Annotated in this window: 20 protein-coding genes; 3 read left to right on the forward strand and 17 right to left on the reverse strand. The window is 62.1% G+C overall.

Translation table 11 applies throughout. The annotated features are described in order from the left end of the window. Window positions 1-122 precede the first annotated feature (122 nt). Together ACS5Q0_RS13905 and ACS5Q0_RS13910 are read right to left on the reverse strand one after the other, a co-directional pair. Window positions 123-932 (reverse strand): bestrophin-like domain, encoded by an 810-nt coding sequence (locus ACS5Q0_RS13905; protein WP_473127324.1) that lies wholly within the window; start codon window positions 930-932, stop codon window positions 123-125. Window positions 933-1,314: 382 nt separating this feature from the next. After that, window positions 1,315-1,752 carry a GreA/GreB family elongation factor gene (locus tag ACS5Q0_RS13910; protein ID WP_473127239.1) on the reverse strand — a complete coding sequence of 146 codons (438 nt, stop codon included), beginning with the start codon at window positions 1,750-1,752 and terminating at the stop codon, window positions 1,315-1,317. 572 nt (window positions 1,753-2,324) lie between these two features. Between ACS5Q0_RS13910 and ACS5Q0_RS13915 the strand changes: the two genes are divergently transcribed. Further along, on the forward strand, window positions 2,325-2,807 hold the full coding sequence (locus ACS5Q0_RS13915) for a nucleoside deaminase (protein ID WP_473127240.1): 483 nt from the start codon (window positions 2,325-2,327) through the stop codon (window positions 2,805-2,807). Between the two features lie 126 nt (window positions 2,808-2,933). Beyond that, window positions 2,934-3,365: a DUF1801 domain-containing protein gene (locus tag ACS5Q0_RS13920; protein WP_473127241.1), complete on the forward strand. Its 432-nt coding sequence runs from the start codon at window positions 2,934-2,936 to the stop codon at window positions 3,363-3,365. 253 nt (window positions 3,366-3,618) lie between these two features. Here ACS5Q0_RS13920 and ACS5Q0_RS13925 read toward each other — a convergent pair whose 3' ends face one another. From ACS5Q0_RS13925 to ACS5Q0_RS13995, 15 genes are all read right to left on the reverse strand, one after another. Next, window positions 3,619-4,911: a saccharopine dehydrogenase family protein gene (locus tag ACS5Q0_RS13925; RefSeq protein WP_473127242.1), complete on the reverse strand. Its 1,293-nt coding sequence runs from the start codon at window positions 4,909-4,911 to the stop codon at window positions 3,619-3,621. 42 nt (window positions 4,912-4,953) lie between these two features. Beyond that, complete coding sequence (locus tag ACS5Q0_RS13930; RefSeq protein ID WP_473127243.1) at window positions 4,954-6,051, reverse strand: carboxynorspermidine decarboxylase; 1,098 nt, start codon at window positions 6,049-6,051, stop codon at window positions 4,954-4,956. Window positions 6,052-6,256: 205 nt separating this feature from the next. Next, window positions 6,257-6,499 (reverse strand): hypothetical protein, encoded by a 243-nt coding sequence (locus tag ACS5Q0_RS13935; RefSeq protein WP_473127244.1) that lies wholly within the window; start codon window positions 6,497-6,499, stop codon window positions 6,257-6,259. Window positions 6,500-6,736: 237 nt separating this feature from the next. Continuing rightward, window positions 6,737-9,013: a xanthine dehydrogenase family protein molybdopterin-binding subunit gene (locus ACS5Q0_RS13940; RefSeq protein WP_473127325.1), complete on the reverse strand. Its 2,277-nt coding sequence runs from the start codon at window positions 9,011-9,013 to the stop codon at window positions 6,737-6,739. 1 nt (window position 9,014) lies between these two features. Next, the gene (locus tag ACS5Q0_RS13945; protein ID WP_473127245.1) at window positions 9,015-10,040 is read right to left on the reverse strand and encodes an FAD binding domain-containing protein; all 1,026 of its coding nucleotides are present in this window, start codon (window positions 10,038-10,040) and stop codon (window positions 9,015-9,017) included. Further along, window positions 10,040-10,531, reverse strand: a complete 492-nt coding sequence (locus ACS5Q0_RS13950; RefSeq protein WP_473127246.1) for a (2Fe-2S)-binding protein — start codon at window positions 10,529-10,531, stop codon at window positions 10,040-10,042. The genes ACS5Q0_RS13945 and ACS5Q0_RS13950 overlap by 1 nt, the downstream gene beginning before the upstream one ends. 577 nt (window positions 10,532-11,108) lie before the next feature. Further along, window positions 11,109-13,874, reverse strand: coding sequence for a hybrid sensor histidine kinase/response regulator (locus tag ACS5Q0_RS13955; protein WP_473127247.1), 2,766 nt, complete (start codon window positions 13,872-13,874; stop codon window positions 11,109-11,111). A gap of 48 nt (window positions 13,875-13,922) precedes the next feature. Then, on the reverse strand, window positions 13,923-14,558 hold the full coding sequence (locus ACS5Q0_RS13960) for a chemotaxis protein CheX (protein WP_473127248.1): 636 nt from the start codon (window positions 14,556-14,558) through the stop codon (window positions 13,923-13,925). Between the two features lie 4 nt (window positions 14,559-14,562). Beyond that, window positions 14,563-14,946 (reverse strand): response regulator transcription factor, encoded by a 384-nt coding sequence (locus ACS5Q0_RS13965; RefSeq protein ID WP_473127249.1) that lies wholly within the window; start codon window positions 14,944-14,946, stop codon window positions 14,563-14,565. A 100-nt stretch (window positions 14,947-15,046) separates the two neighbouring features. Beyond that, window positions 15,047-15,316, reverse strand: coding sequence for a hypothetical protein (locus ACS5Q0_RS13970; protein WP_473127250.1), 270 nt, complete (start codon window positions 15,314-15,316; stop codon window positions 15,047-15,049). Further along, on the reverse strand, window positions 15,313-17,307 hold the full coding sequence (locus ACS5Q0_RS13975; protein WP_473127251.1) for a chemotaxis protein CheA: 1,995 nt from the start codon (window positions 17,305-17,307) through the stop codon (window positions 15,313-15,315). The genes ACS5Q0_RS13970 and ACS5Q0_RS13975 overlap by 4 nt, the downstream gene beginning before the upstream one ends. Then, on the reverse strand, window positions 17,300-18,157 hold the full coding sequence (locus ACS5Q0_RS13980) for a CheR family methyltransferase (protein WP_473127252.1): 858 nt from the start codon (window positions 18,155-18,157) through the stop codon (window positions 17,300-17,302). The genes ACS5Q0_RS13975 and ACS5Q0_RS13980 overlap by 8 nt, the downstream gene beginning before the upstream one ends. After that, on the reverse strand, window positions 18,154-19,251 hold the full coding sequence (gene cheB / locus ACS5Q0_RS13985) for a chemotaxis-specific protein-glutamate methyltransferase CheB (RefSeq protein ID WP_473127253.1): 1,098 nt from the start codon (window positions 19,249-19,251) through the stop codon (window positions 18,154-18,156). The genes ACS5Q0_RS13980 and cheB overlap by 4 nt, the downstream gene beginning before the upstream one ends. Next, a complete protein-coding gene (locus tag ACS5Q0_RS13990) occupies window positions 19,248-20,717 on the reverse strand; it encodes a chemotaxis protein CheW (protein ID WP_473127254.1) in 1,470 nt (489 codons plus the stop codon). The genes cheB and ACS5Q0_RS13990 overlap by 4 nt, the downstream gene beginning before the upstream one ends. 4 nt (window positions 20,718-20,721) lie before the next feature. Further along, window positions 20,722-22,668 carry a methyl-accepting chemotaxis protein gene (locus ACS5Q0_RS13995; protein WP_473127255.1) on the reverse strand — a complete coding sequence of 649 codons (1,947 nt, stop codon included), beginning with the start codon at window positions 22,666-22,668 and terminating at the stop codon, window positions 20,722-20,724. A 400-nt stretch (window positions 22,669-23,068) separates the two neighbouring features. On the opposite strand from ACS5Q0_RS13995, the gene ACS5Q0_RS14000 reads away from it, so the two are divergent. Further along, a complete protein-coding gene (locus ACS5Q0_RS14000; protein WP_473127256.1) occupies window positions 23,069-24,079 on the forward strand; it encodes a YeiH family protein in 1,011 nt (336 codons plus the stop codon). Window positions 24,080-24,209 lie beyond the last annotated feature (130 nt).

A 24,209-nucleotide genomic window follows, 5' to 3' on the forward strand; every position in this document is an offset into this window, starting at 1 on the left:
CCCTTCTTACGCCTTAAGGATGGCTAACAGGTTCACCGATCCCCGACAGCATGCGCTCGATCACGCCCTCGGACGAGTGCCAGTGCGAAGGGACCTGACGGTGCGCGGTGCTGACGCGAACGTTACTGCGCCGGCGGTTGCGGTGGAACCACCTCGCGGAAGTCATCCAGGAGGACTGCGAGAGCGTCCGGCCGAACCCTCACCGTTCCGGCAAAGGGATGATCGATTGCCGTGATGATCAGCAGCCCCGAGAAGATCAGAAAGGATAGGATTCCCGTCATGATGACCTGGGCGCGCAGGCTCTCGGTACCGAAGAACAGTGTGAAACCGATCGTCACGACCGCACCGCCGGACAGCACGAGCCAAAGCACGCGGGGAATGATGCCCGGGGCCAGAACGAGCCTCGTGCGTCGCGTCTGGGTTACGGTGTCAAGCTGGTGGAGCGCCTCCTCCAGCAGGACTGCCCCGCGACTATCGTCTGGCGCGAAGGTCAGCAGCGCCCTGTAGGAACTATTCAGTGTCTGTGTGACGGCGTGGCTCCCGTCGCCGTGCTCCATGGCGGGCCAGTCTTCGGCAATGACCGCTTTGACATATTGGTCCAGAGCGGTGCTGAGTGCTGCGCCAGAATCGCCACTGATCCCCTCCGCCAGACGATAGAGTGTGGCAACGGCGGCAGCCTCCTGGGCCACAACATTCTCAGCATCGCTGAACTTTCCCCACGCGATGATGACGGCAAAGCCTAAAAGCACCGCATAAAGCACGCCGATGGTGGCGAACAGGAAACCGGCAACCTCGTTGTTACGGCGTAGCCGATCTACGCTGACGCGTCGGCGAACGACAACCGGCCCTGCCATTGCGATCAGTGACATCACGCCGACCAGCAGGATGCTGGACAGCCATACCGGCTGCGTGGCGAGAAGAGACAAGAGCATGTCCACCTGCCCTTCTGCGGTCCAGCATGCGCCTGGGCGATAGAGGTGTTGTCACGAGTTATCGCCGGGCTGGCCGCCCCGTGAAGCGTCCGGATCGATGTTAATGGATGATGCGTCCCGGCGCCATCGGCAGAGGCTGTAGACCGCGAGGTCCTTCGCTCTCGCGGTTCCAGTCAATGGCATCCGTCACCGCCGAACGCGATCGTCAGGATGCCGTGACGCGTTCGAGCGAATAACCGCCTGGTACGCGAGGACGCATCCCAGAATCATCACAATAGAGAACAGCACCTGGCTCAGCATATGTGGTACTCCCTTCTCGGCCCGGCTGATGAATGAACCGCTTTGTTAGCTTTCTTAAAGAACATGGTTGTCCGGAGGGACGTCATGGGACCTCCATCTCTGATTGAGTGATCCCCCCGTGGGGCTGGAGGAGGACACGCACCAGCGTCAGGCTGCGCCACCCGCTCGACGCCCGCCACATGATCGACTGCCCGTCACTAAGGCCGATCAGCGCGGCGCCCTCGGCAGACAGAACGGAAACCCGGTCTGCCTCGCCATGGACCTCGTCCGGATAAACCAGCGCTGCGCATCGGACCTCCCACGTGACATCGTCACGGAACTCCACGACCGAGTGCATCGTGGCAACGGAGCGCGGAACGGCCCGCGATGACAGGACAGTCGCCCGGATCAGCTCGTTCGCGAGCAATGTCGCCGCGGGGCGGTCCTGCGAGTTGTTCAAGCCGAACGATGCAAGGAACGCGAGCCGGTCGTAATCGCCAGCGGAGATCGTCACGGGCGGAAGATTCTCTTGCTTGATCATGATGTCCTCCACAAGGGCTCACACCCAGGCAAGACCACTTGAAGCGCGGATCGTCATCGCGCCAAGCGTGCGAGATGGGTCATGGGTTCACCGATGCACATGCCGAGACGCGCGGGTTTGTACGACGCCGTCACAGACATGCGCTACCGCGCATCCCAAGCCTTCGGCGGGACAAGCACGGCTGACGGATGGTCCGAGTTGGCATTCATGTCCCCCGAGCGCCGGCGACCCAAGGGTCCAGCCGGCCTTCGGGGCCTACCCGCCTGCTTTGAGGCAGCCCGCGTGCGCTAGGAAGCGAAGATGTTTCACGAGCTTGATCATGACCCTGATAACATAGCCCCGCTGCCTGCAAATGCAAGGTTTCCGCAGGCGCGCGGCCGGGTTGCGCCGATCCACTCGCATTTCCGCGGAAGAGATCGAGTTCTAAACGGCTTCACAGTCTCCAACACTCGGTTGGGTTCATGACGATCCCGGCTTGGGCTGGATGCTCATGGGGGATAGAATGACAGAATGCCGAAAGCAAAAAAGGGCGGCCTCCGCCCTTCCAGTGATGCAAGAACGGGAGAAGCGACATGGCGACCGCGGAACACTTTCTTTGTGAGGCCATTGATCTTGCGCGCGAGAACGTCCGCAATGGCGGCCGTCCCTTTGGTGCCGTCCTCGTCAAGGATGGCGCCACCATTGCGACTGGCGTCAACGAGATTCTCGCCACGCACGATCCGACCGCTCATGCGGAGCTCCAAGCCATCCGCGCGGCAAGCCGGATACTCGGTAGTCCGCGCCTCGACGGCTGCGTGGTCTATGCCAGCGGGCAACCATGCCCCATGTGCCTTGCCGCCATGCATTTGACAGGAATCCGCGAAGTGACCTTTGCCTATTCCAACGAGGACGGTGAATCATACGGCTTGTCCACTGAGGCCATCTATACGGAACTCAAGAGACCGCTGGCGCAACAATCGCTCAAGATCGCCTATATGCCTATCCGACCTAAGGGAGACGATCTCTATGCATTGTGGCGAGGCATCGCTGCTGGGTCTCAGGTAACGGGCGAATGATAAGGTTTGGGTCGGCTACGATACACGGGTTGCAGGCTGTGATTCATCTGCTAGCCTCGTTCTACGGCTCGTTGAATATGAGCCCCTATCAACCATGACAGAGGGGCCACCAAAGGGGAAGACATCATGGAGAAGAGCGGGTCTGATGAACCAAAGTCACCGCCTCAGCTGATCGACGAGAGGATCCTGGAACTGGACGACTGGCGAGGCGAGATGCTCACCCGGATCCGTGCACTGGTCAGGCAGGCCGACCCTGAAGTGGTCGAGGAGTGGAAGTGGCGCGGAGTTCCGGTATGGTCTCATGCTGGAATGATCTGTACCGGCGAAACGTATAAGACCGTCGTGAAAATGACCTTTGCCAAAGGCGCCTCATTGGAGGACCCTTCAGGCCTCTTCAACTCCAGCCTCGACGGAAACACCCGGCGCGCCATCGACTTTCATGAGGGCGATAGGATTGATGAAGAGGCGTTGAAAGCACTCATCCGCGCCGCCGTGACGCTGAACACGTCGTCAGCCGCCCGGAGGTCGAAACGCACGCCACGTTCCAGTCCGAATTGATCGAAACAATGGGCCCTGGATCATGACACGCGAGCTGTAGGAGACGGCAAGCGCAGTTGCAGTGAGAATGCGAGACACGAATGTCCGAGCGCAACGATCATAGCGAACGAAAGCCGGCGATGCGCACATGGAAGGAAGCGAGCATCGGATATGCAAGGTAAGTTCAACCTTTCCTGTCCAATGCTCGAGGGGAGTGCCGGATACCGGAACTCCCCTCTCGCACGTTCGAGCGATGCGTGTCGGAGGCTGCTGCCTATGCGGCAGCTGTAACCGGACATGCGCTCTGTGCAGACCTCTCGCTCTTCTCCTCGAAAGCCAACTCACGATCTTCGTCGCCGATCTTGATCCGCGTCGGCAGCCCCATGTCACCCAGCAGCCCCAAGAAAGGACGTGGCGGCAACTCCTCCACGTTCGCCATCGTCCTAACGTCCCATGGGCCCTTGGCGATCAGGATGGCGGCGGCCGCAGCCGGGACCCCGGCCGTATAGGAGATTGCCTGGCTGCCCACCTCGAGATAAGCCTCCTTGTGATCCGCGACGTTATAGATAAATACCTCGCGCTCCTTTCCGTCCTTCACGCCTTTTATCATGTCGCCGATGCAGGTCTTCCCGGTGTAGTCCGGCGCGAGAGATGACGGATCGGGCAGGACCGCCTTGACCACCTTCAGCGGCACCACTTCCTGACCTTCCGCCGTGCGGATCGGCTGCTCGGACAGCAGGCCGAGGTTCTTCAGAACCGTGAAAACATTGATGTATCGCTCTCCGAACCCCATCCAGAAGCGGATGTTCGGCACGTCCAGGTTCCGAGACAAGGAATGAATTTCGTCATGCCCCGTCATGTAGGCCGTCCGGGTGCCGACAACCGGTAGATCCCAATCCTTGCGGATCTCGAACATCTTGTTCGATGTCCACTCCTTGTTCTGCCAAGACCAGACTTGGCCTGTGAACTCGCGGAAATTGATTTCTGGGTCGAAGTTTGTGGCAAACCAGCGCCCATGGTCACCCGCGTTGATGTCAACGATGTCGATGGAGTCGATCCGATCAAAGTACTCGTCCCGAGCCAGCGCCGCGTAAGCATTGACGACGCCGGGGTCGAACCCCGCACCGAGAACGGCCGTTACTCCAGCCGCCGCACATTCCTCGCGCCGCCGCCACTCGTAGTTCCCGTACCACGGCGGAGTTTCACAGATCTTCAGCGGGTCCTCATGGATCGCCGTATCGATATAGGCAGCGCCCGTTCCGATACATGCCGAGAGCACGGACATGTTGATGAATGCCGAACCGACATTGATGACGATCTGGCTACGCGTGGTATCGATCAGCCGCTTCGTTGCTTCGACATCCAGTGCATCAAGAGCATGAGCCTCCAGAACGCCATCGACCTTCATGCTCTTCTTCTCGCGGACCGAGGCGATAATCGCATGACACTTGTCGATGCTCCGCGACGCGATATTGATGTCTCCGAGCACGTCGTTGTGCTGAGCGCATTTGTGGGCAACCACTTGAGCGACGCCACCGCCGCCGATGATCAGAACGTTCTTCCTCATTTTGGTGTGAATGCTCCTTGCTGTACCGGTTGAGGGGAAGCCTTATGAAAGGCTGGAGAGGTAATCGCCGAATGAGAACTCTCGAACGACTCGCAGACTGCCGTCGAGCTCTCGGACCACGATCGACGGCATCGTCACGCCGTTGAACCAGTTCTTCTTCACCATAGTGTAGCCGGCGGCATCCTGGATCGAGATCCGGTCACCGGGCTTCAGCTCATGATCGAAGGAGAATTCGCCGAAAATGTCTCCCGCGAGACAGGACTTGCCGCAGATCATGTATCTATATGGCCCGGTATTCGGAGTGATCTTCGCACTCTGCCGATAGATCAAAAGATCAAGCATATGCGCCTCAATCGAACTGTCGACGATCGCCAGATTCTTCCCGTTGAAGAGCGTATCGAGAACCGTCACTTCGAGCGTCGTGCTGTTCGTGATCGCGGCCTCGCCTGGTTCCAGATAGACCTGTACGCCAAATCTCTCCGAGAATCGTCTCAGCCGGCTGCAGAATTCGTCGAGGGGATAGCCTTCGCCTGTAAAGTGGATGCCACCGCCGAGACTGACCCACTCGACCTGTTCGAGCAGGAAGCCGAACCGCTCCTCGATGGTGGCGAGAAGCTGATTGAATAGAGCAAAGTTACCGTTCTCACAGTTGTTATGAATCATGAAACCGTCGATGCGGTCTACGATTGCCGAGACCTTCGACACGTCCCATTCGCCAAGACGGCTGTGAGGACGGGCCGGATCGGCAAGGTCGAAGTCCGACGAGCTGACTTGAGGATTGAGCCGCAGCCCGCGGTCGAGTGCGATCGTCTTTTCCGCGTATCGCTCGAACTGGCTGATCGAGTTGAAGATGATCTTATCCGCGCTGGCGACGACTTCGTCAATTTCGGTGTCGGCAAAGGCGACGCTGTAGGCGTGGGTCTCGCCGCCGAACTTCTCGCGGCCCAGCTTCACCTCGAAAAGGGACGAGGAAGTCGTGCCGTCCATATAGTCGCGCATGAGATCAAACACGGACCATGTGGCGAAGCATTTGAGAGCCAGCAGCACTTTTGCGCCGGATCGTTCGCGGACATGCCAAATTGTCCGCATGTTGCGAAGCAAGGCATTCTTGTCGATGAGGTAATAAGGGGTACTGATCATAAATACTGACTCCCGTCGGCGATCCATATAACGTTCGACGAACATGATCGCAGGCAGCCGCACGATCCAACGCGGCATGCACCGGCCTGCATTGACAGGTTCAGCCACCCGCGCCGGATTGCTACGGAACTAGGAATAATGATGCTGCCGTCCCTGTGCTCGATGCACTCACGACAGTGCTGGCAGGGACGCGGCTTCGGTAAGGTCAGGGTGCGCCGACGAATGCGCTCTCGATCAGCGCTTTCGCGCTGTTACCCCTGCTCTTCTTCTCTGCACACAGCAGATCGGCAGCGGCCAGCGCGAAAAGACCGATGTTACGGCTTTTCGTTGCAGGATCGGTTGCCGCAATGCGCGTCAGAACAGCGCGTGTGGCAAGGATTTCTTCCTTTTGGGCGGCATTCAGTAGAACTGAGTCCATCCTCAATTGGAAAAGGGCGTCGTGAGACATGGCGTCCTCCCCAACCAGCAGATGAAGCCTGCATCAGGTCAAAGTATGCCATATATGATTTTGCAGATTAATCAACATAGTATTGTGAGCGTTGTTCGTGGCCTCGTCTTCAGGGTTAGGAGGAAAGACCAAGGGAGTTCCCTCCGACGAAGTGCCAGCATCGGCGTTGCTTGATCTTGTCATGGCTCATGAAGGCTGGCGGCGTGATGCGAATGCGGAACATCGTGCTGCAACTGCTCACAGGAGATCTTCGATTCGGATTGGCAATTCACGGATACGTCGTCCTGTGGCATGCCAGACAGCATTGGCAATGGCGGCGTTCACGCCGACAATGCCAACTTCGCCAATTCCCTTCACTCCAAGCGGGTTGACCTCAGCGTCCTCCTCCGGAACCATGATCACGTCGACTTGGCGGACATCCGCATTCACGGGAATGTGGTACTCGGAAATGTTGTCGTTGACGTAACGCGCATGGTGCGGATCGATTTCTGTTGCTTCAAGGAGAGCCGCGCCAAGCCCCCAGATCATGCCTCCCATGTACTGGCTATGCGCCGTCAAAGGATTGACGATCCTGCCCGAAGCGAAGGCTCCAACCATGCGAGGCGCGCGGATCTCACAGGTGCGGCAATGCACCCGAACCTCGACGAACTGAGCGCCAAACGCATAGGCCGTCACGTCATCGCGGCCATGTCCGCGCGATATCGGGGGTTTTCCCCGATAGAGATTCGCCATCGCCTCTGGTTTGAGCCCCTTTGGTATATTCTCTACGTAAGCCTCCAAGGCGCCCGGGCTAAGCCGCTTCAGAGCCTCCTCCAGAGGTTCGCTTGTTCCGTCAGGAGCAATCAGCCGACCAGCCGAGAAGGTCAGAGACGACGGGTCGCGACCGGCAAACACTCCTTCATTGCTGGCGATTGCTGCACGGGCGATCCTATCGCGCAATGCGTTGCAAGCCTTGGCAACCGCGTGTGTCACGGTTGCGGTATGACTCGAGCCAGCCGCCAGCGCCGCAGGCGGAAGATTGATATCACCCATCTCCACAGTGACTTGGCCGATTTCGAGGCCAAGGCGATCCGCCGCCACGATCGCAACCACCGTGTAGGCTCCGGTACCGATGTCGTGGCCCGCGATCTGGACTCGCGCGTGACCGCTTGGACGGAGTGCAACCTGGGCGGCAGTTGCGGCAATATTGCTCGGATAGACGTCACTGGCGCAGCCCCATCCGATGAGCCAATCGCCCTCGCGCATCGATCCGGGTCGGGGATCGCGGCTCGCCCATCCGAAACGCTCTGCACCTTGATCGAAACACGCCATGAGGCTGCGGCTGGAGAACGGCAGGCCCGTAACGGGATCGACCTGCGTGTCGTTGATCCGGCGCAGCTCGATTGGATCCAGTCCGAGCTGAACCGCGAGCTCGTCCATCGCGCATTCGAGCGGGAACATATAAGGCGTATCCGGCGGCGCCCGCATGAATCCCGGCGTATTGCGGTCGGCGTGGACGAGGTTCACCTTGGTCAGGATATTCGGGCAGGCATAGAGTCGGGCTGTGGTTTCCGTGCCGGAGACGTTATACTCGCTTGGCCGGCTGGTCACCTCCCAACCCTCATGCCGGAGCGCGGTCAACCTCCCGTCCCGCGTTGCACCGAGTTGCAGATGGTGCCGAGTCTCCGCTCGATACGTTGCAATCGTAAAGCCCTGATCGCGCGTGGCGACGAGCTTTACGGGACGGTTCACGCGGCGAGCCGCCACGGCAATCCAGGCCGTCCGGGCAGTCGCTCCGCCTTTGGATCCGAATGCACCTCCGACGAACTTCGAGATGACGCGGACGTCCTCCGGGTCGATCCTCAGCTGCTTGGCGACACTGCCGCGCAGACCATAGACGAATTGGCTCGGTTCCCAGATCGTCAGCTTGCCATTCTCCCAGGCACAGGTCGTCGTGAACAGCTCGATCGGGTTGTGGTGTTGGGTTGGAGTGCCGTACCAAGCATCGATCTTTACCTCGGCGGACGCAAAGGCCGCTTCGGCATCGCCAACCCGATAATCCTTGTGCTCACCAGCTTTCCGGACTTTCTCCTCTACGCCCAGGCTTCCAAACGTTGCTGACGGCGACTCTCTGTCGTAATGAACATGCACCCGGAACGCCGCTTCGCGGGCAATCTCGTAGGTGTTCGCCACAACAACCCCGATGATCTGACCATCATGCCAGATCCGGTCGCCTTGAAGGGTCGTGGTAGCCTGGCCGCCGGACATCTGTTCAGGAGGTTCTGCTTCACTGCCGACATTCTCATAGGTGAGGATGTCGAGAACACCCTCCATCGAGCGCGCTTCGTCGAGATCGAAACGCTTGATCCGCCCACGGGCGATGGCGCTCGTCAGCAAGAATGCATAAGCCGGTGCGGGAACAGCCTCATCCGACGGATAAACAGCACGGCCGGTTATCTTTGCTCGACCGTCAATCCGCGGCTGCGACTTACCGAATAGACTTCCGGCCGACGTAAATTGTGCGTCATCAGCCATATCAGATCTCCATTCGGCCGGCTTCGAGCAGAGCACGGATCAGTGTGCGGCGCCCAAGTTCCGGCTTGAAACCCGTCTCGCCATGAACGACGGCGTTCGCGAATGCAGCGTCGGCAACTTCAGCGGCGCTCGTCTCATCGAGAACCCGACCCTCCAGAGCTGCTTCCGCCGCGCGCGAACGCCAAGGTTTCGCGACGAGCCCTCCGATTCCGATCCGGGCGGTCCTGACCGTCGCATCCGGCGCAAGATCGAGCGCTACCGCAGCGGATGCCAGTGCAAAGTCGTATGAGATCCGATCCCTGATCTTCAGATAGAGCGAACGGCGGGTCCATGGTCCTGCAGGAATCCGGAACCCGGTGACGAGCTCGCCAGGCACAAGATTAGACTCGATATGCGGCGTGTCTCCCGGAAGGCGATGCAAGTCCTCAAAGTCGATGCTGCGGGATGTGCCGTCCGTGCCCAGGATATCCACCTTGGCGCCGAGGGCGGCAAGTGCGTTCGCGAAGTCACCCGGATAATTGGCGATGCAATGTTCGCTCACGCCGAGGATGGCAAGCCGGCGGTTCACGCCATCGATGGCAGCGCATCCGGAGCCGGGTTTCCGCTTGTTGCAGGCTCCCCAGCTGATGTCACGGAAGTAATTGCAGCGCGTTCGCTGCAGGACATTGCCGGCCAGACTCGCCATGTTGCGCAGCTGCGGACTTGCGGCCATCCAGAGCGCATCCGACACGACACGGTAGTCTCGGCGGATGGTCGGGTGATCGGCCGCTTCCGACATGCGAACGAGCGCACCGAGGCGAAGCTCTCCGTCGTCTGCCTCAATCGATCCGAAGTCCCGGCGGAGTCCGTTGATGTTGACGAGCCGCTCGGGCTGCATAACGTCAAGCTTCATCAGATCGAGCAGGTTCGTACCTCCGGCAAGATACTGAGCGGGTACGCGCGCATCGGTTTCGACCTCGCTCCCGCAGGCCGCAAGACGAAGGGCATCATTGGCGTCGCGGGCGGCTTCAAGAATAAAGGGGCGCATCAGACTCCTCCCTGAGCGCGCTCGGACCGCATCTTCATTTCCGAGGCCGCCTGCTGAATCGCTTCGACGATTTTAGGATAGGCCGCGCAGCGGCAGAGATTGCCGCTCATGTATTCGCGGATGTCGTCCGCGCTGCCCGCATGACCTTCCTGGACACAGCCTATCGCGCTCATGATCTGGCCTGGCGTGCAGTACCCGCACTGAAAAGCGTCGCAGTCCCAGAAGGCTTGCTGCATCGGATGAAGCGGCTCCGCCTCTCCGGAGAGCCCCTCGATAGTCGTGACCTCATCATTGACGGCTGCGGCAAGCACGAAACAGGAGAGGACGCGCGTGCCACCAACGAGAACCGTGCAGGCGCCGCATTGACCCTGATCGCAGCCTTTCTTCGCTCCTGTCAGGCCGAGGGTCTCACGCAGCACATCAAGCAAGGTCATGCGAACGTCGACATTCAGCCGATGCTCATGCCCGTTGATTCTCAATAGGACATCCATGTCGACCTCCGGGTATCAGGCTAGAGACATCACTAGCTTGAGCGCCTTTGCGGGTGGCGGCTGATGATTGGCACCTTCAGGTCGCGCAAGCGACGCTCCAAGAGTTTCACGCAACGGTCATGGGCCTCCTGAAGACGCCTGCCGGATACGGATCTTCGCTCTCCCGACCCTTCTCCGGATGGACAGGCCCGATGGTGCACTCTCCGGAACAGCGCATCGTTTACGCGGGCCCGCAGGGCCGCGTCAGCGAACGACGGATCCACTTTTCCGCATGATGTGCTGGCCGATTATGGGGAACAACCGCAACGGCGAAGCGTAGTTCCGATGACGAAGCCCTGTTCCGCCGAGAATGGTGCCCTGCGGTCAGCGTGGCCATTCAACAATCGACGATAAACCCAAACCCGGCGCGGGTCTCGCCGGCGACGCCGGTCCGCGAGTCCACGAACTGGGAGAATGTCCTCCGGAGGGAACAGGCTGTGCCCAATGGTGGGACTAAATCAAGCCGTCAGATCGAGACGAGCGTCGGCCGCTCCCGCTTGGCTATCCCGTCGCGCGGCCACGTGCGTCCGATGTCTGCTTAATCCCGCTCCATGATCTCGCGGATGCGCGCGGTTAGATCCTCGATGGCAAAGGGCTTCGTGATCATCTCCATCCCGGGCGCCAGGAAGCCGGACGCCATGGTGGCCTGTTCTGCATAGCCGGTGATGAAAAGCACCTTGAGGTCAGGCCTCACGAGACGCGCGTGGTCTGCCAGCTGGCGTCCGTTCAGGCCCGGCAGGCCGACATCCGTGACCAGCAGGTCGATGCGTTGCTTCGTTTCGAGGATCTTGAGCCCGGACGGCCCGTCCACAGCCTCAAGGGCATGATAGCCGAGATCGGCCAAAACCTCCAGAATCAGAGCCCGAACGACGGGCTCGTCCTCCACCACGAGAACGGCCTCACCCGCCTCCGCCCGATGGGCATCGCTCAGGCTCGGGATTGCAACGGTCTCGGAAACCTCACCTTCGTGAGATGGAAGGTAGATCCTCACGGTCGTGCCCCGACCGACCTCACTGGTGATCCGGACATGGCCTTCCGATTGTTTGGCGAAGCCGTAGACCATGGACAGCCCCAGGCCTGTGCCCTCCCCGAGCGGCTTGGTGGTGAAGAAGGGGTCGAAGACCTGGGCCAGCACATCGGGCGGCATGCCGGTTCCGGTGTCGGAGACGCGGAGGGTCACATAAGGGCCCGGGGTGATCTCCTCCGAGGTCGCCGCATAGACGCTGTCGAGATGCGTCAGGGTGGTTTCGATGGTAAGCTTGCCGCCTTCAGGCATGGCATCCCGGGCATTGATCACAAGATTGAGGATGGCGCTTTCCAGCTGGTTGGGATCGCACAGGGTCAACGGCAGATCGTCCGACGCCGCGATCTTGAGCTCAATCGCCTCGGATGTCGTCCGTTGCAGGAGATCCTCCATGGACTTGATCAGCCGGTTGACGTCCACGGATTTGGGATCGAGCGGCTGACGCCGCGCGAAGGCGAGAAGGCGATGCGTCAAGGCGGCGGCCCGATTGGCCGATGTCGTGGCCGCCTGAATATAGCGATCGAGGCTCTCGAGCCTGCCCTGCCCGATGCGTGTCTTCAGAAGATCGAGGGAGCCGACGATGCCGGTCAGGAGATTGTTGAAGTCATGCGCGATGCCGCCGGTGAGCTGCCCGACAGCCTCCATTTTCTGACTCTGACGGAGTTGCTCCTCCAGCTGCTTGCGCTGGGTGACATCGCGGCCGACGCTGTAAAAGACATCCCCGGCCGGCGCGAAGGTCCAGCTGATCCAGTGATAGGCCCCATCCTTCGCCCGAATGCGGACATCGAAATCCTTGAGCGGTTCACCGCGTTGCAAAACCTGGAGCAGATGATGGCTTGGAGCCCGATCCTCCGGGTGCATCCAGCTCTCGAACTGGGTGCCGACGACCTCATTCTCCCCATAGCCGAGCAGATCCGTCCAGGCGGGATTGACGGCTTTGAGAAAACCATCGGCATCGCAGACGCTGAAGAGATCGCTCGACAGGCTCCAGAGCCTGTCCCGCTCGCGGGTTCGCTCCTCGACACGGCTCTCCAGCCGCTCGTTGAGCTCCCGCAGCCGCTCTTCCGATTGCTTGGCGGCCGTGATGTCGTAGATGACACCGATGAAGCGCAGGCCTGCCGTTTCCGTATCGCGGACATACTCGCCTCTGCGCGCCAGCCAGCGAATCTCCTCTGTGTCGGGCCGCTGAATCCGGCACTCTACGTAAGCAGCGCCCTCATCCTCGACCCCTTGCTCGACCACCGCGGGATCGCCTGGAACGACAAGGGCATTGATCGTTCGGACCGGCAGATCGCTGGTGGGATGAAACCCGAGCAGACGGCAGAACTCGTCCGACACGCTCACCGTCGCGAAGCCGTCCACGTATTCGAAAGTTCCGATTCCACCGGCGCTCTGCGCGATGCGCAGGCGCTCCTCCACATGCTTCTGCTCGGTGATCTCGACGATAACCCCGGTGAACCGCAACGGCCGGTCATCGTCGCCGAAATGGCAGCGCCCCCGCGCATGGACCCATCGGACAGAGCCATCTGAAGCCAGAAGACGGTATTCCTTGGAGAAGACTTCGGCTCCGTTGAGAATGCCTGCAACGGCGAGACGAATGCGCAGACGATCGTCCGGGTGAATGGCCGTGAAGAAGGCCTCAGCCGGCAGGCCCCTCGCGGCCTCTGCTGGATCAAGTCCATTGAGCGCTGCAAAACGCCCATCGGCCATGAACCGGCGATTGGCGATGTCCCAGTCCCAGGAGCCACCCGTACCGGCAACGGTCAGCGTCTGGCGCAGCCGCTCGTTCGTTTGGTCGAGCTCTCTCTGGCTTGCCTGCAGAGCGACCTGCATCTCCTCCGCCTGATGGGCCTGCGTGACGTCGACCTGGGTCGACAGGAAAAAGAGCGGTCGACCGTTCTCGCCGCCGACGGGGGTGATGAAGAGATGATTCCAAAACCGGGTTTCATCCTTGCGCCGGTTCAGGATCTCGATCGATACAGCACGCCCGTCACTGAGGGCCTCGCGGATTTGCCGACGAGAATCCGCGCTCGCTTCGGGCGGCTGGAGGAAGCGGCAGTTGCGGCCGACAACTTCCTCGGCGGAATAGCCTGTCGTCCGGCAGAAGGCTTCATTCACGAACACGATGGGGTTGTCGTGCAGCCGCGGATTCGTGGCAACCACTGATAGGCCTGATCGCTGCAGCGCTAGGAAGATCGGGCCCGCCACCTGGCGCAGTTCATCTACCGCCGCTTGGACAGTCTGTTCGACCGTGTCGTATGGAAGAGTTCGGGCGTTCATGCCAAGCGTGTTTTGATTGAGCTGCTCTTCTGATCAGGCACTATAGGCTCAAGCCTCATCTCCCAGCACCCGATCGATGAAGCTCGCGATAAGCTCCTTCAAGGCTGTAAGTGAGGGCAGATCCATAAGCACCGCGATGTAACCTCGGATATCTTTGCTGCGCACAGAGAAATTGATGTAGAGAAAGAGCACCAGTCCGCTGTTCAATCGCTCCTGCGTCATCGTGAACAATTGGGCTCCATCGCCCCGGAGAACCTCCGGCAGGGAGATGCTGAGGGAGCGCTTCAGCATGTTCGCCATGGTGGCGAGGCAGCCGTTCAGGATCACGTTCCCGGTTTCAGCCAGGGCTTCCTGCTCCATCTCGGCGATCTGGTCGGGAGGCACGTCCCCGCCGATGATAGCGCGAACAAGATCCAGGCTGGTCGCCTGCGGAAAGATCAGCAGGGCGCGACCGGAAAACGCGCCCTCGAACTGCTGCTGAATGGCGACGAGTTCATCCGCCTCCCGTTGCGCGATCAACCGGACGGCATCCTGCGGAGCCATGATCTCGACAGAGGGCACGGAGAGGAGCACTTCCTCTCCAATCATCTTACGCAGGCTTGAGGCGGCCCGGCTGACTCCGATATTGACGAGTTCGGTGAGAGCGTCGCGCTCGAGATCCGTGAGAGCAATATCATGGGCCATAACGTCACATGCCGCCTGACCGCAGGCGCAGGGCTGCTCCGGAGATGAACCCTCTCAAGCCTTCCTCGGTCAGAGGCTTGCTGACAAAGGTAGCATTCACCTCGCGGGCCCGGGCGATCACCTCGTCCTGGATATTGGCCGTGATCACCGCGATGGGCATGACGGGATGACTGGAGCGGATCTCCGCCGCAAGCTCAAGCCCGTCCTTCTCCGGCATGTTGAAATCGATCATCGCGACGTCGATTGTCCGCTCGCCCAGAATTCTCAAGGCGTCCTCGGCATTGCCAGCCTCGACGCGCTCCCACTCAGGCTGCAGCGTAGTCAGGGTTTTGGCCGCCACAATTCGGGCCAGCTTGCTGTCGTCGACAATCAGAACGGTTATTGCCACTCAGGTACTCCGCCAGGGATGAGCTGCCCGGAACGATCGGCTCGGCTTAAGGGAAAGAGCTATCAGCTCTTTTAGAGGATGCCGGGAGAATAACAACCGTTCAGCCACGCGACGGTGCCATGTCTTCGGCGCCTGCCGTCATCAAAGCTGGGGTAACCCAATCCTGCATGAATGAATTTTTGCCGCTTCCTCTCAGCGTAGGCCTCAGTGCCATCAGGACCTGAAGAACGGCGGCATGAAGGTGCTCGACCTCCGTCATGTCCACGATACGGCTCCGATCCGCCTGCAGCCAGCCTAGCAAAGGCTCCGCATCCTCGACGCGGCACAGCCCCTCCAGAACGATGACATTCTCATCCAGGCGTGCGCTCATCCGATCAGCTCCGGGACATCGAGGATCATCAGGACACTCCCATCGCCGAGGAGGGTCGTGCCCATAACGCCGGGCATACCGGCGAGCAGGCCCGTCAGAGGCCGCATCAGAACATCCATCCGCTCGGCGAATCCATCTACGGCGATTCCGACAAGCTCATCACCGACCGCCATCACCACCACTCTCATGCCTGAAGGGGGCTCCGTCGTGCGGGGAAGTTCCAGCAGATCGGCAAGCCTGACCAGCGGAAGCGTCCGGTCGCGCCGGACGAAGGCCTCCGCTCCCCCGACGGGCAGAATGCGGGATGTCGGCACGAAGGCCGTCTCGACGACGCTGTCGATGGGAATGCCGTAGAGATCAGAGCCGACCCGGACCGCCATGATCCGTGTCATGACAATGGATAGTGGCAGGGACAGGCGGATCGTCGTGCCCTGCCCCAGCCGGCTTCGGACACCCGCTTGGCCGCCGAGCCTTCCCAGGGCGGAGCGCACCGCATCCATGCCGACGCCGCGTCCTGAGAGATCCGTCACCTCGGCAGCGGTGGAAAAGCCGGCGGCGAATATCAGCTCGATGGCCTGCGCATCGCCCATGCGGTCGATCTCCTCCGCTGAAGCGATTCCGCGCTCGCGAGCCGCTTGGCGTATTGCCACGGGATCGATGCCGCACCCGTCATCCTCTACCTCGACCACGGCCCGGTCGCCGTCGCGGCGAGCCCGAAGCACGATCCTGGTGCTCGCGGGTTTTCCGAGTTCGCGGCGTCGCTCTTCGGATTCGGCTCCATGGCCGACCGCGTTGCGCAACACGTGGAGAAGAGGCTCGAAAAGACCTTCCACAACGGCCTTGTCCGCCTCCACATCCTCCCCTTCCATGGAGAATTCGATGGACTTGCCCAACTGACCTGCCATGTCGCGCACGGCGCGCGGGAAACGGCGGAAGATGTCCCGCATGGGCATCATGCGCACATCCATGACGGCCATGTGCATCTCCGCCACTAGGCGGTCGATGGCAGCCTGGCTTGCCAGAAGTCCTTGCGCCAGCTCTTTTCGGTCCAATCCGTCGCCAGCCCGGCCGGCGAGATGCGCAAGGGCATTCTTGGCGACGACCATCTCGCCCACGAGATCCGCCAGACGGTCGATCCGCGCTGCATCGACGCGCAGCGTCCGCGCGTCCGCCCCCTTGGGAGCGCCTGCCGCAACACCTGGAGTATCGACATCGGTTCCCGCGTCGACAGCGTTTCCCTCCGCAACCCCGGCGATCTCGTGAATCGTCACCTGATCCGGGACGAAGCGGAAGATCGCTTTCACGGCTTCGAGCCCTGCACGCGACAGGGCTTCGATCACCAGGTTGCAGGAGAAGGGGTCCATCTGTGCCGCAGGCGGCCATGGGTCGCGGTTCGAGATGCGAGCGGCCACGAGGTCGGGGATCGCGCGCAGAAGCGCCATCGGATCATCGCCTGCGAAAAAGCAGTCGGCGCGCGGCAGATACCGCATGGCCACCAGAGGTGTGCTTTGCGCCCTCGCCGCTGCCGGATCGACGCTTCGGTCCAATAAATCCTCGACCCACGCGATATCAGACTCCGGAATCGTGGGGGCTGCCCGGTCCGGTCCTTCATCGAGCTCCGCGCGCAAAACCCGCGCCAGGCGATACCCCTTCTCCGCGGCATCGGACGGGAGCTGCCCTGTCTTCGCGATCGCGTCGACCCAGCGCTCCGCTTGAGCAATGCACTCGAGCAGGTTGTCGACCACGTCGCGGCCAGGGTTTCCGTCAGTCGATCGAAGCGCGCCCAGAACGTCCTCGGCAGTATGCAGCGCGAGGCCCATCGGTGCAAAGTCGAACAGTCCCACGGATCCTTTGAGAGTGTGAACGGCCCGGAACGCGCTCTCCAGATGCATGGCCATATGGGGCTCGCGTTCGAGAGCCAGAAGATCGTCCGTGGCCTGCTGGGTCAGCTCGCGCGCCTCGACGATGAAATGCTGGAGAAGATCATCCATCCCTGTCCCTCCCCGGCCGCTGATAGACGATCGCTTCCTCGAAGCGGCGCAGATCGAATCGCTTCGAGATCCGGGTCATCGACTCGGTATGGCCGAGACAGATGTAACCTCCCGGATGAAGGGCATCATAAAGGTTGTTGACCGCCACAAGGCGGGAGGCATCGTTGAAGTAGATCAGGACATTGCGACAGAAGATGACATCGAACTGCCCCTGCTCCGCCACCGACGCGGCATCGACCAGATTGACCGAGGTAAACGTCACCGATTCCCTCAAGTCCTGGATGAGACGGCGCTGTCCGTCGCGGGATGGCTCGAAATAGCGCTCGATCACATCGGGCGGCAGGCGCGACAGGGCGCGCTCTCCGTAATCGCCAGCCTGAGCGTCCAAGAGAGCTCGCGTATCGATATCCGAACCGACGATCTCGATATGATAGGCATCGACCAAGGGCCAGTTCTCGAGCAGCCAGATGGCGATGGAATAGGGCTCCTCTCCCGTGGAACACGGCACGGACCAGATACGCACGAGATCGCCCGGCTGCCTCGTCTGCACGATGCCCGGCAGGAGCACACCGCTTAAGCAGCGCAGCTGATGCTCTTCGCGATAGAAATAGGTTTCATTGACGGTGAAGATGTTGATCAGGTGCTCGACTTCACCCGTATTGGATTCGATATGGGCGAAATAGGCCGGAAAGGAGCGCGTTCCTGTGGCGGTCATGCGGTCCGCGATGCGCCGTTCGATGTAGTAGCGCTTGCTTTCGCCGAAGATCATCCCGGTGCGGCCATAGAGAAATTCGCACAGACAGCGGATCTCGTCGGCCGTGAGCGCCTGCGCCTTGAGGGGCCTGCTCATGAGCGCTCCACCATGTCCATGATCCGGTCCGCGATCGTCTCCAAAGGCGCGATGACCTGCGCGCCGCCACGTCGCACGAGCTCTCCGGGCATCCCCCAAACGACGGCGCTCTCCTCCGCCTCCGCAATCGTGCGCCCCCCCTGCGCCTGGAGCCGCACCATGGTCTCCACTCCATCGCTGCCCATCCCGGTCATCAGCACGCCGATCAGACGCTCGGGCGCGAAATGCTGCATGGCGCTCTCCACCAAGCGATCGACGCTCGGATGCCAGCGATATTCCGGCAGCGAAGGCGCCGGCATCACAATCGAACCGTCTGGCCGAAGACTGATGATGATATCCGCATCACCCTTGCCGATATAGACATGGCCGGAGGCGAGAGGCATCGGATGAGCGGCCTCCATGACGGTGAGAGCGCAGAGCTTGTCGAGCCGGCGGGCCAGGGGCCCGGTAAACGAGCCCGGCATATGCTGGGCCACCACCACGGGCCAGGGAAAATCGCCTGGGAGGCGGGACAGGAGAGCGTCCAGCGCTGGCGGTCCTCCCGTCGAGGTGCCGACGAGAACGAGCCCATGCGCCGTCGCCGCTTTGATCCGCCGCTTCGGCGACGCCGCGGGCGCGCGCCTCCGTGGCGCTGTTACGGGCACCGGATCCAAACCGCTGCGCAGGCGCACCCGCTCGGTCAACCGCAGGCTCCTCGGCAGGCGGGCGCGTGCTGCGGCGCGCACCTTTTCGACGAGCTTCGGGGCAAGCGTCTCGATCTCCAGGGAGACCGCCCGCTCGGGCTTCGCAATGAAGTCGACTGCTCCAAGCTGGAGAGCTTGAAGCGTCACGTCCGCGCCGGCGTCCGTCAGGGACGACACCATCACCACCGGGCACGGGCGCACCAGCATGATGCGGTCGAGGCATGCAAGGCCGTCCATCTCCGGCATGTGGACGTCAAGCGTGATCACGTCCGGCTCGAAGACGCCGAGCTGCTCCAGGGCCTCTACCCCATTGCGAGCGAAGGCAATCTCGAAGTCGCCCTGGGCCGTGAAGATCCGGCCGAGAAGACGTCGCATCAGAGGGGAGTCATCGACGATGAGCAACCGGATCACGAAGCGGGCCGCTCCGGATTGCCCTCGCCCATTGCGGCGAGCAGATCCTTTTCGGCCCTGTCCAGCAACTCACGCGGATTGAGCAGAAGGATCATTCTCCCTTCGAGTTCGATATTGGCGATGCGGTCGATCGCTTGGCCCCCATCCGCCGCGAGATCGGGTGTCGGACGAAGCTGGCTTCGGAGAATCTTGAGAACCTCCGACACAGTGTCGACGACGAAGCCGGCCTGCATGTGGTCGATCCTGACGATGACGACGCGCTCCCGCCGCCGCTCGCCCTGGACCTCGAATTTGAAGCGCCGCCTCTGATCGATCACCGGAACGACGCGGCTACGCAAGTTCATGACGCCCTCGATAAAGGCAGGAGCCTTGGGTAGCCGCGTCAGCGTGTCGGGCACACGCACCACTTCATCGACGGATTCAATGGGCAAGCCATATTCCTCGCCACCCAGCCGGAATACGATGAACTGCTCGTCACCCTCGAAGGCTCCATCGGGCATGTTCATGTCGTGGGTTGCCTCCGTTTGCGGCGTGATCCGATCCATCAGAGCCTGATCCCGGAACAGATGGTCCGTCGACAGCACCGAGACCAGACGCTGGCCGCCGTCGAGGCGACAGATGCCCTGGATCTGAGCCTCCGTATTCCCACGGGTGAGAATCGCCGGCACAGGGTCGATGATGCAGGCAGGGACCCGAAGAATCTCTCTCATGCCGTCGATGACCAATCCCACCAGACCGGCACCAACCTGAGTCACGACAACGCGGGATCGGACATTGTCCTGCCCGCCTGCGTGCAGGTCGAGGAGCCCGCGCAGCGACACCAGCGGCAGCAGCTGTCCGCGCAGCGTCATGACGCCCAGCATGACGGCTTCCGTCCGCGGGACGGCCGCGACTTCTTCGGGAAGCGCCACGACCTCATGCACCGCTGCGAGCGGCAATGCGAAATCCCGCCCAGCGACGGCAAAGCAGATGAGGGCGACTTCGTCCCGCTCGACGGCACTCGGCTCCTGAAGCACCGGCGTGACCGCGCCCTGCCTGTGCTGTACGCGGCGGGTGACGTTGCCGAAGTCCTTGCCCAGCAGCCCATCGAGGTCGATCGGCCGCGCTGGCGACCGACCTCCGAGCTCCGCGTCGATTGTACCGGCAGACGCCGCATCGCCTTCTTCCAGGGACACCACCTTGTCGATGACGAGCCCGACCGGAGCGCCACGGTCGATCACCACAACGCGGGCAGTCGCGAATGGGCGGCTCTCGCACCCGAGAAGACCGTGCAGCGACACCACCGGCATCACCGCACCGCGCAGGTTGGCGACGCCCAGGAGGCTTGAGGGCCCGAGCGGCACGCGTGTGACCACCGGAGGGCGGATCACCTCGGCGACATCGGATGTGGGCAAAGCAAAGCGCTCGCCCCCCACCTGCACCGTCAGGAACGATTGCGCGACAGCCGAAGGGGCCGTCCTGGACATGGTCTCAAGCCTCCGTGATCTGGAGTTCGTCCGCCAGGGAGGCGATCTCCTCGATGGCAGCCGCCAAGTCCTCGGCACCGCGCGCCTGCTGACGCGCTGCGGTCGCAGCCTGCGTCGCAGCGCTGCCGGCCTGCTCGGCCACGGCTGCGATCTGCTCGGTGCCGAGCCGCACCTCGCGCACGGCTGTCAGAATCGTCTCGGACCCTGACAGGATAGCGGCGCTGCCCTGCCGGATCGCATCGACCTCCGCCTCGACGATCCCGAGCCGCTCGGCCGTCATTGCGTTTCTGGCCATCTCCGCCTCGGCCACCGTGGCGCTCTGCTCCAGATCGCGCCGGACACCGGCGATCTGATCGCGGATCTGGCGGACGACCTCCTTGATACGGTCGGCGTTCTCCGATGCGTCCCGCGCCAGATGGCGGATATCGCCGGAGACGATCGCGAAGCCGCGACCGGCCTCGCCAGTCCGCGCGGCCTCGATGGATCCGCTCACGGCGAGCATGTTGGTCTGAACCGCCACAAGGGCGATGCTGTCGACGATCTTCTCGATGCGTCGGCCGGATTCGTCGAGGCCGCCCATCAACCCGATGACGGCCCGCGTCTCCTTCAGCGCCTCCTCAACGCCGGCAGCCAGCCGCAACGTCGCGCTGCGGTTATCCCGCAGATCGGCCGCCAGGGCCCCGATGCGCTCGACGGCAGCATTGGCCACATCGCGCGAGGCATCGGTCGCCCGCCCGATCTGCTCCATGGCCGAATTGGCCTGCAAGGTGGCCGCAGCCTGTATCTGTGCCCCCCGGCTGATCTGCTCGACTGCAGCCATGATTTCGCCGGCGGCTCCAGACAGCTCCTGAATGGCCGCCGACAGTTCCTCGGCGGCCGATCCGACTTGCTCGGCCGCCATCAATCCTTTCGCATTCGACTGCAGCTCGTCCGCCAGAACCGCCAGCGCCTGCGCGCTCTGCTGGCTCTGGTCCAGAGATGCACTCTGCTGCTGCACGGCTCGCTGGGCCTCGGCGGCTGCCGCAGCCTGTTCCTCGGCGGCGCTCGCCACCTGCTCGGCTCCGCGCTGTGCCTCGCCGATCGCAGCCTCCGCCTCGACGGCGGCCACGAGAATGGATTGGCTGCCCTCGGCCAGGAGGAACACGTCCGTACGGATCTTGTCCAAGGCCGCCACGACGGTGCGGCCGATCTGAGCCTCGCCGGTGGCCGTCTCAGCGGCGTTCCTGATCCTGTCCGCCACCACCCGAACGTCGCCGACGATCTCGTCGACCAAGGTCTTGATGTCCTGCGCACTTTTCTCCGAGGATCCGGCAAGGGCCCGCACTTCGTCGGCCACCACCGCAAAACCGCGACCGTTCTCTCCGGCTCGGGCCGCCTCGATGGCCGCATTGAGGGCCAACAGATTGGTTTGATCGGAGATGTCGCCCACCGTGCGGGTGATCTCGCCGATATCGGCTGCGTGCCTCTCCAGAAGCGCGATCACATCGATCATCGCTTTCTGGCGGGCGGCGTTGGCCTCCACGGACCCGACGGAGGCGTCGATCTGGGCGCCGGTCTCGATCAGAAGAGCCTGAAGGCTGGCAGTCTTCGTGCGCGCAGCCTCCGCATGCCTACGGGCTTCCGAGAACTGGATGCCGAGGCTGACGATGGCGGTCAGCGATTGCTGCGATGCGCCGGCAGCCTCCTCAGCCCCACTGGCGATCTGTTCCATGGAGCGCCGCAATTCCTCCGCGGCCGATGACGCCTCGGCAACGCCGCTGGCGAGCTCCTCGGTCGCGGCGCCGATCCGCTCTGCGGCCTGTTGCTGCCTGACCCTTACGCGCTCGACGGCCCGGCGTTGGGATGTCGCTCCCCGCACGGAGGCAGGAGTTCCATTCTGAGCAGGCAGCTCATCGCCGACCGGACGTGGGTTGCCCTTGCCCGGAAGCTCGGACGTCTTGACCAGTGCCATTGAGGTCCCTTGAAATGATGTAACCGGAATTCGGCCGCACCGCGTCGACCGGCAAGCCACCCGCTGGCTTCGTCTAGACGGGACAGAGAAAGATTACTTTTATAGGTGCTGATCTTAACGGAGCAAGGCGTCGCATCGATTCATCCTAGATAAAGGAGCGTGATCGATCGTCGAAGCCTTCGCCGGATCACCTGCGCCATGCCTCAGCAGCGTCCGGGGTGGGGAAGGCGCCGCGGCTGTCCGCATCGTTCTGTCAGCGGATGCGCCGATTGAAGATCTTCCGGTGCGCCTGAAATATTTCCATAACCGTAATTCATGAAAATATGAAATTTATGTATTTGCGTTATCTCGATCGGAGGAGCACGACAGCGGGACGCGACTGACAAAGGCTCCGTGACCGATGAACAACCGATTGATGCGCCTGCTCCCGGGCATTGCTTTGAGTGCCGCCATTTCCTTTGTAGCCATTGGCCTCCAGCACCTGGAGGAGGCCTGGACCGGGCGGCCATGGCTGGAGGCGCTCGTCATCGCGATCCTTCTCGGCACGGTGATCCGCACCGCATGGACGCCGGATGCCCGCTTCGTTCCGGGAATCGGCTTCTCGGCCAAGATGCTGCTCGAAATCGCCGTCATGCTGCTCGGCGCCTCGATCAGTTTCCAGGCTGTGATGCAGGCAGGCCTCGGGCTCGTCCTCGGCATCGCCGTCGTGGTGGTGATCGCAATCGGGGTGAGTTACGGCCTCTGCCGTGGATTGGGCCTGCCCAAGCGCATGGCCGTGCTGGTGGCCTGCGGCAACTCCATCTGCGGCAACTCGGCCATCGCGGCGGTGGCGCCGGTGATTGGCGCCAAGGCGGAGGACGTCGCCTCCTCCATCGCCTTCACGGCAATCCTCGGCGTCATCGTGGTGCTGAGCCTTCCCCTGCTGGTGCCGGTCCTCGGCCTGTCGGAGACGCAGTACGGCGTCCTTGCAGGCCTGACCGTCTATGCGGTGCCGCAGGTGCTCGCCGCCACTCTGCCGGTCGGCTTGATCAGCACTCAACTCGGCACCCTGGTGAAGCTGGTGCGGGTGCTCATGCTGGGCCCCGTCGTGATCGCGCTCTCGCTCGCCATGGGCCGCGATGGAGCGAGCCGGCTGGGCTTTTCCCTCAACCGCTTCGTGCCCTGGTTCATCATCGGGTTTCTGGTCCTCGCGGCCCTGCGCTCCGCAGGCCTGATTCCCGACATGGTGCTGCGCGCAGTCATGCCGCTGACGACGATCCTCACCGTGATCGCCATGGCGGCGCTGGGGCTCGGCGTCGACCTCAAGGTGCTCGGCCGGGTCGGCGGGCGGGTGACGCTGGCCGTGTCTCTCTCGCTCCTCGCCCTGCTTGCGGTCAGCCTGGGCCTCATCCGACTTCTCAATATGGCCTAATCCCGGTTCCATCCGCAGCAAACGACGCTCGGCGCCGGCTTCTCCGACATTCGGTCTGCGAAGGAGCGGCGGATCTCTTCTTCACCACAAGATACGGTCAGGCTTCGTCGGCTCGGGCGGTAACGGTTGG

It is taken from the genome of Microvirga sp. HS2 (assembly GCF_055792805.1).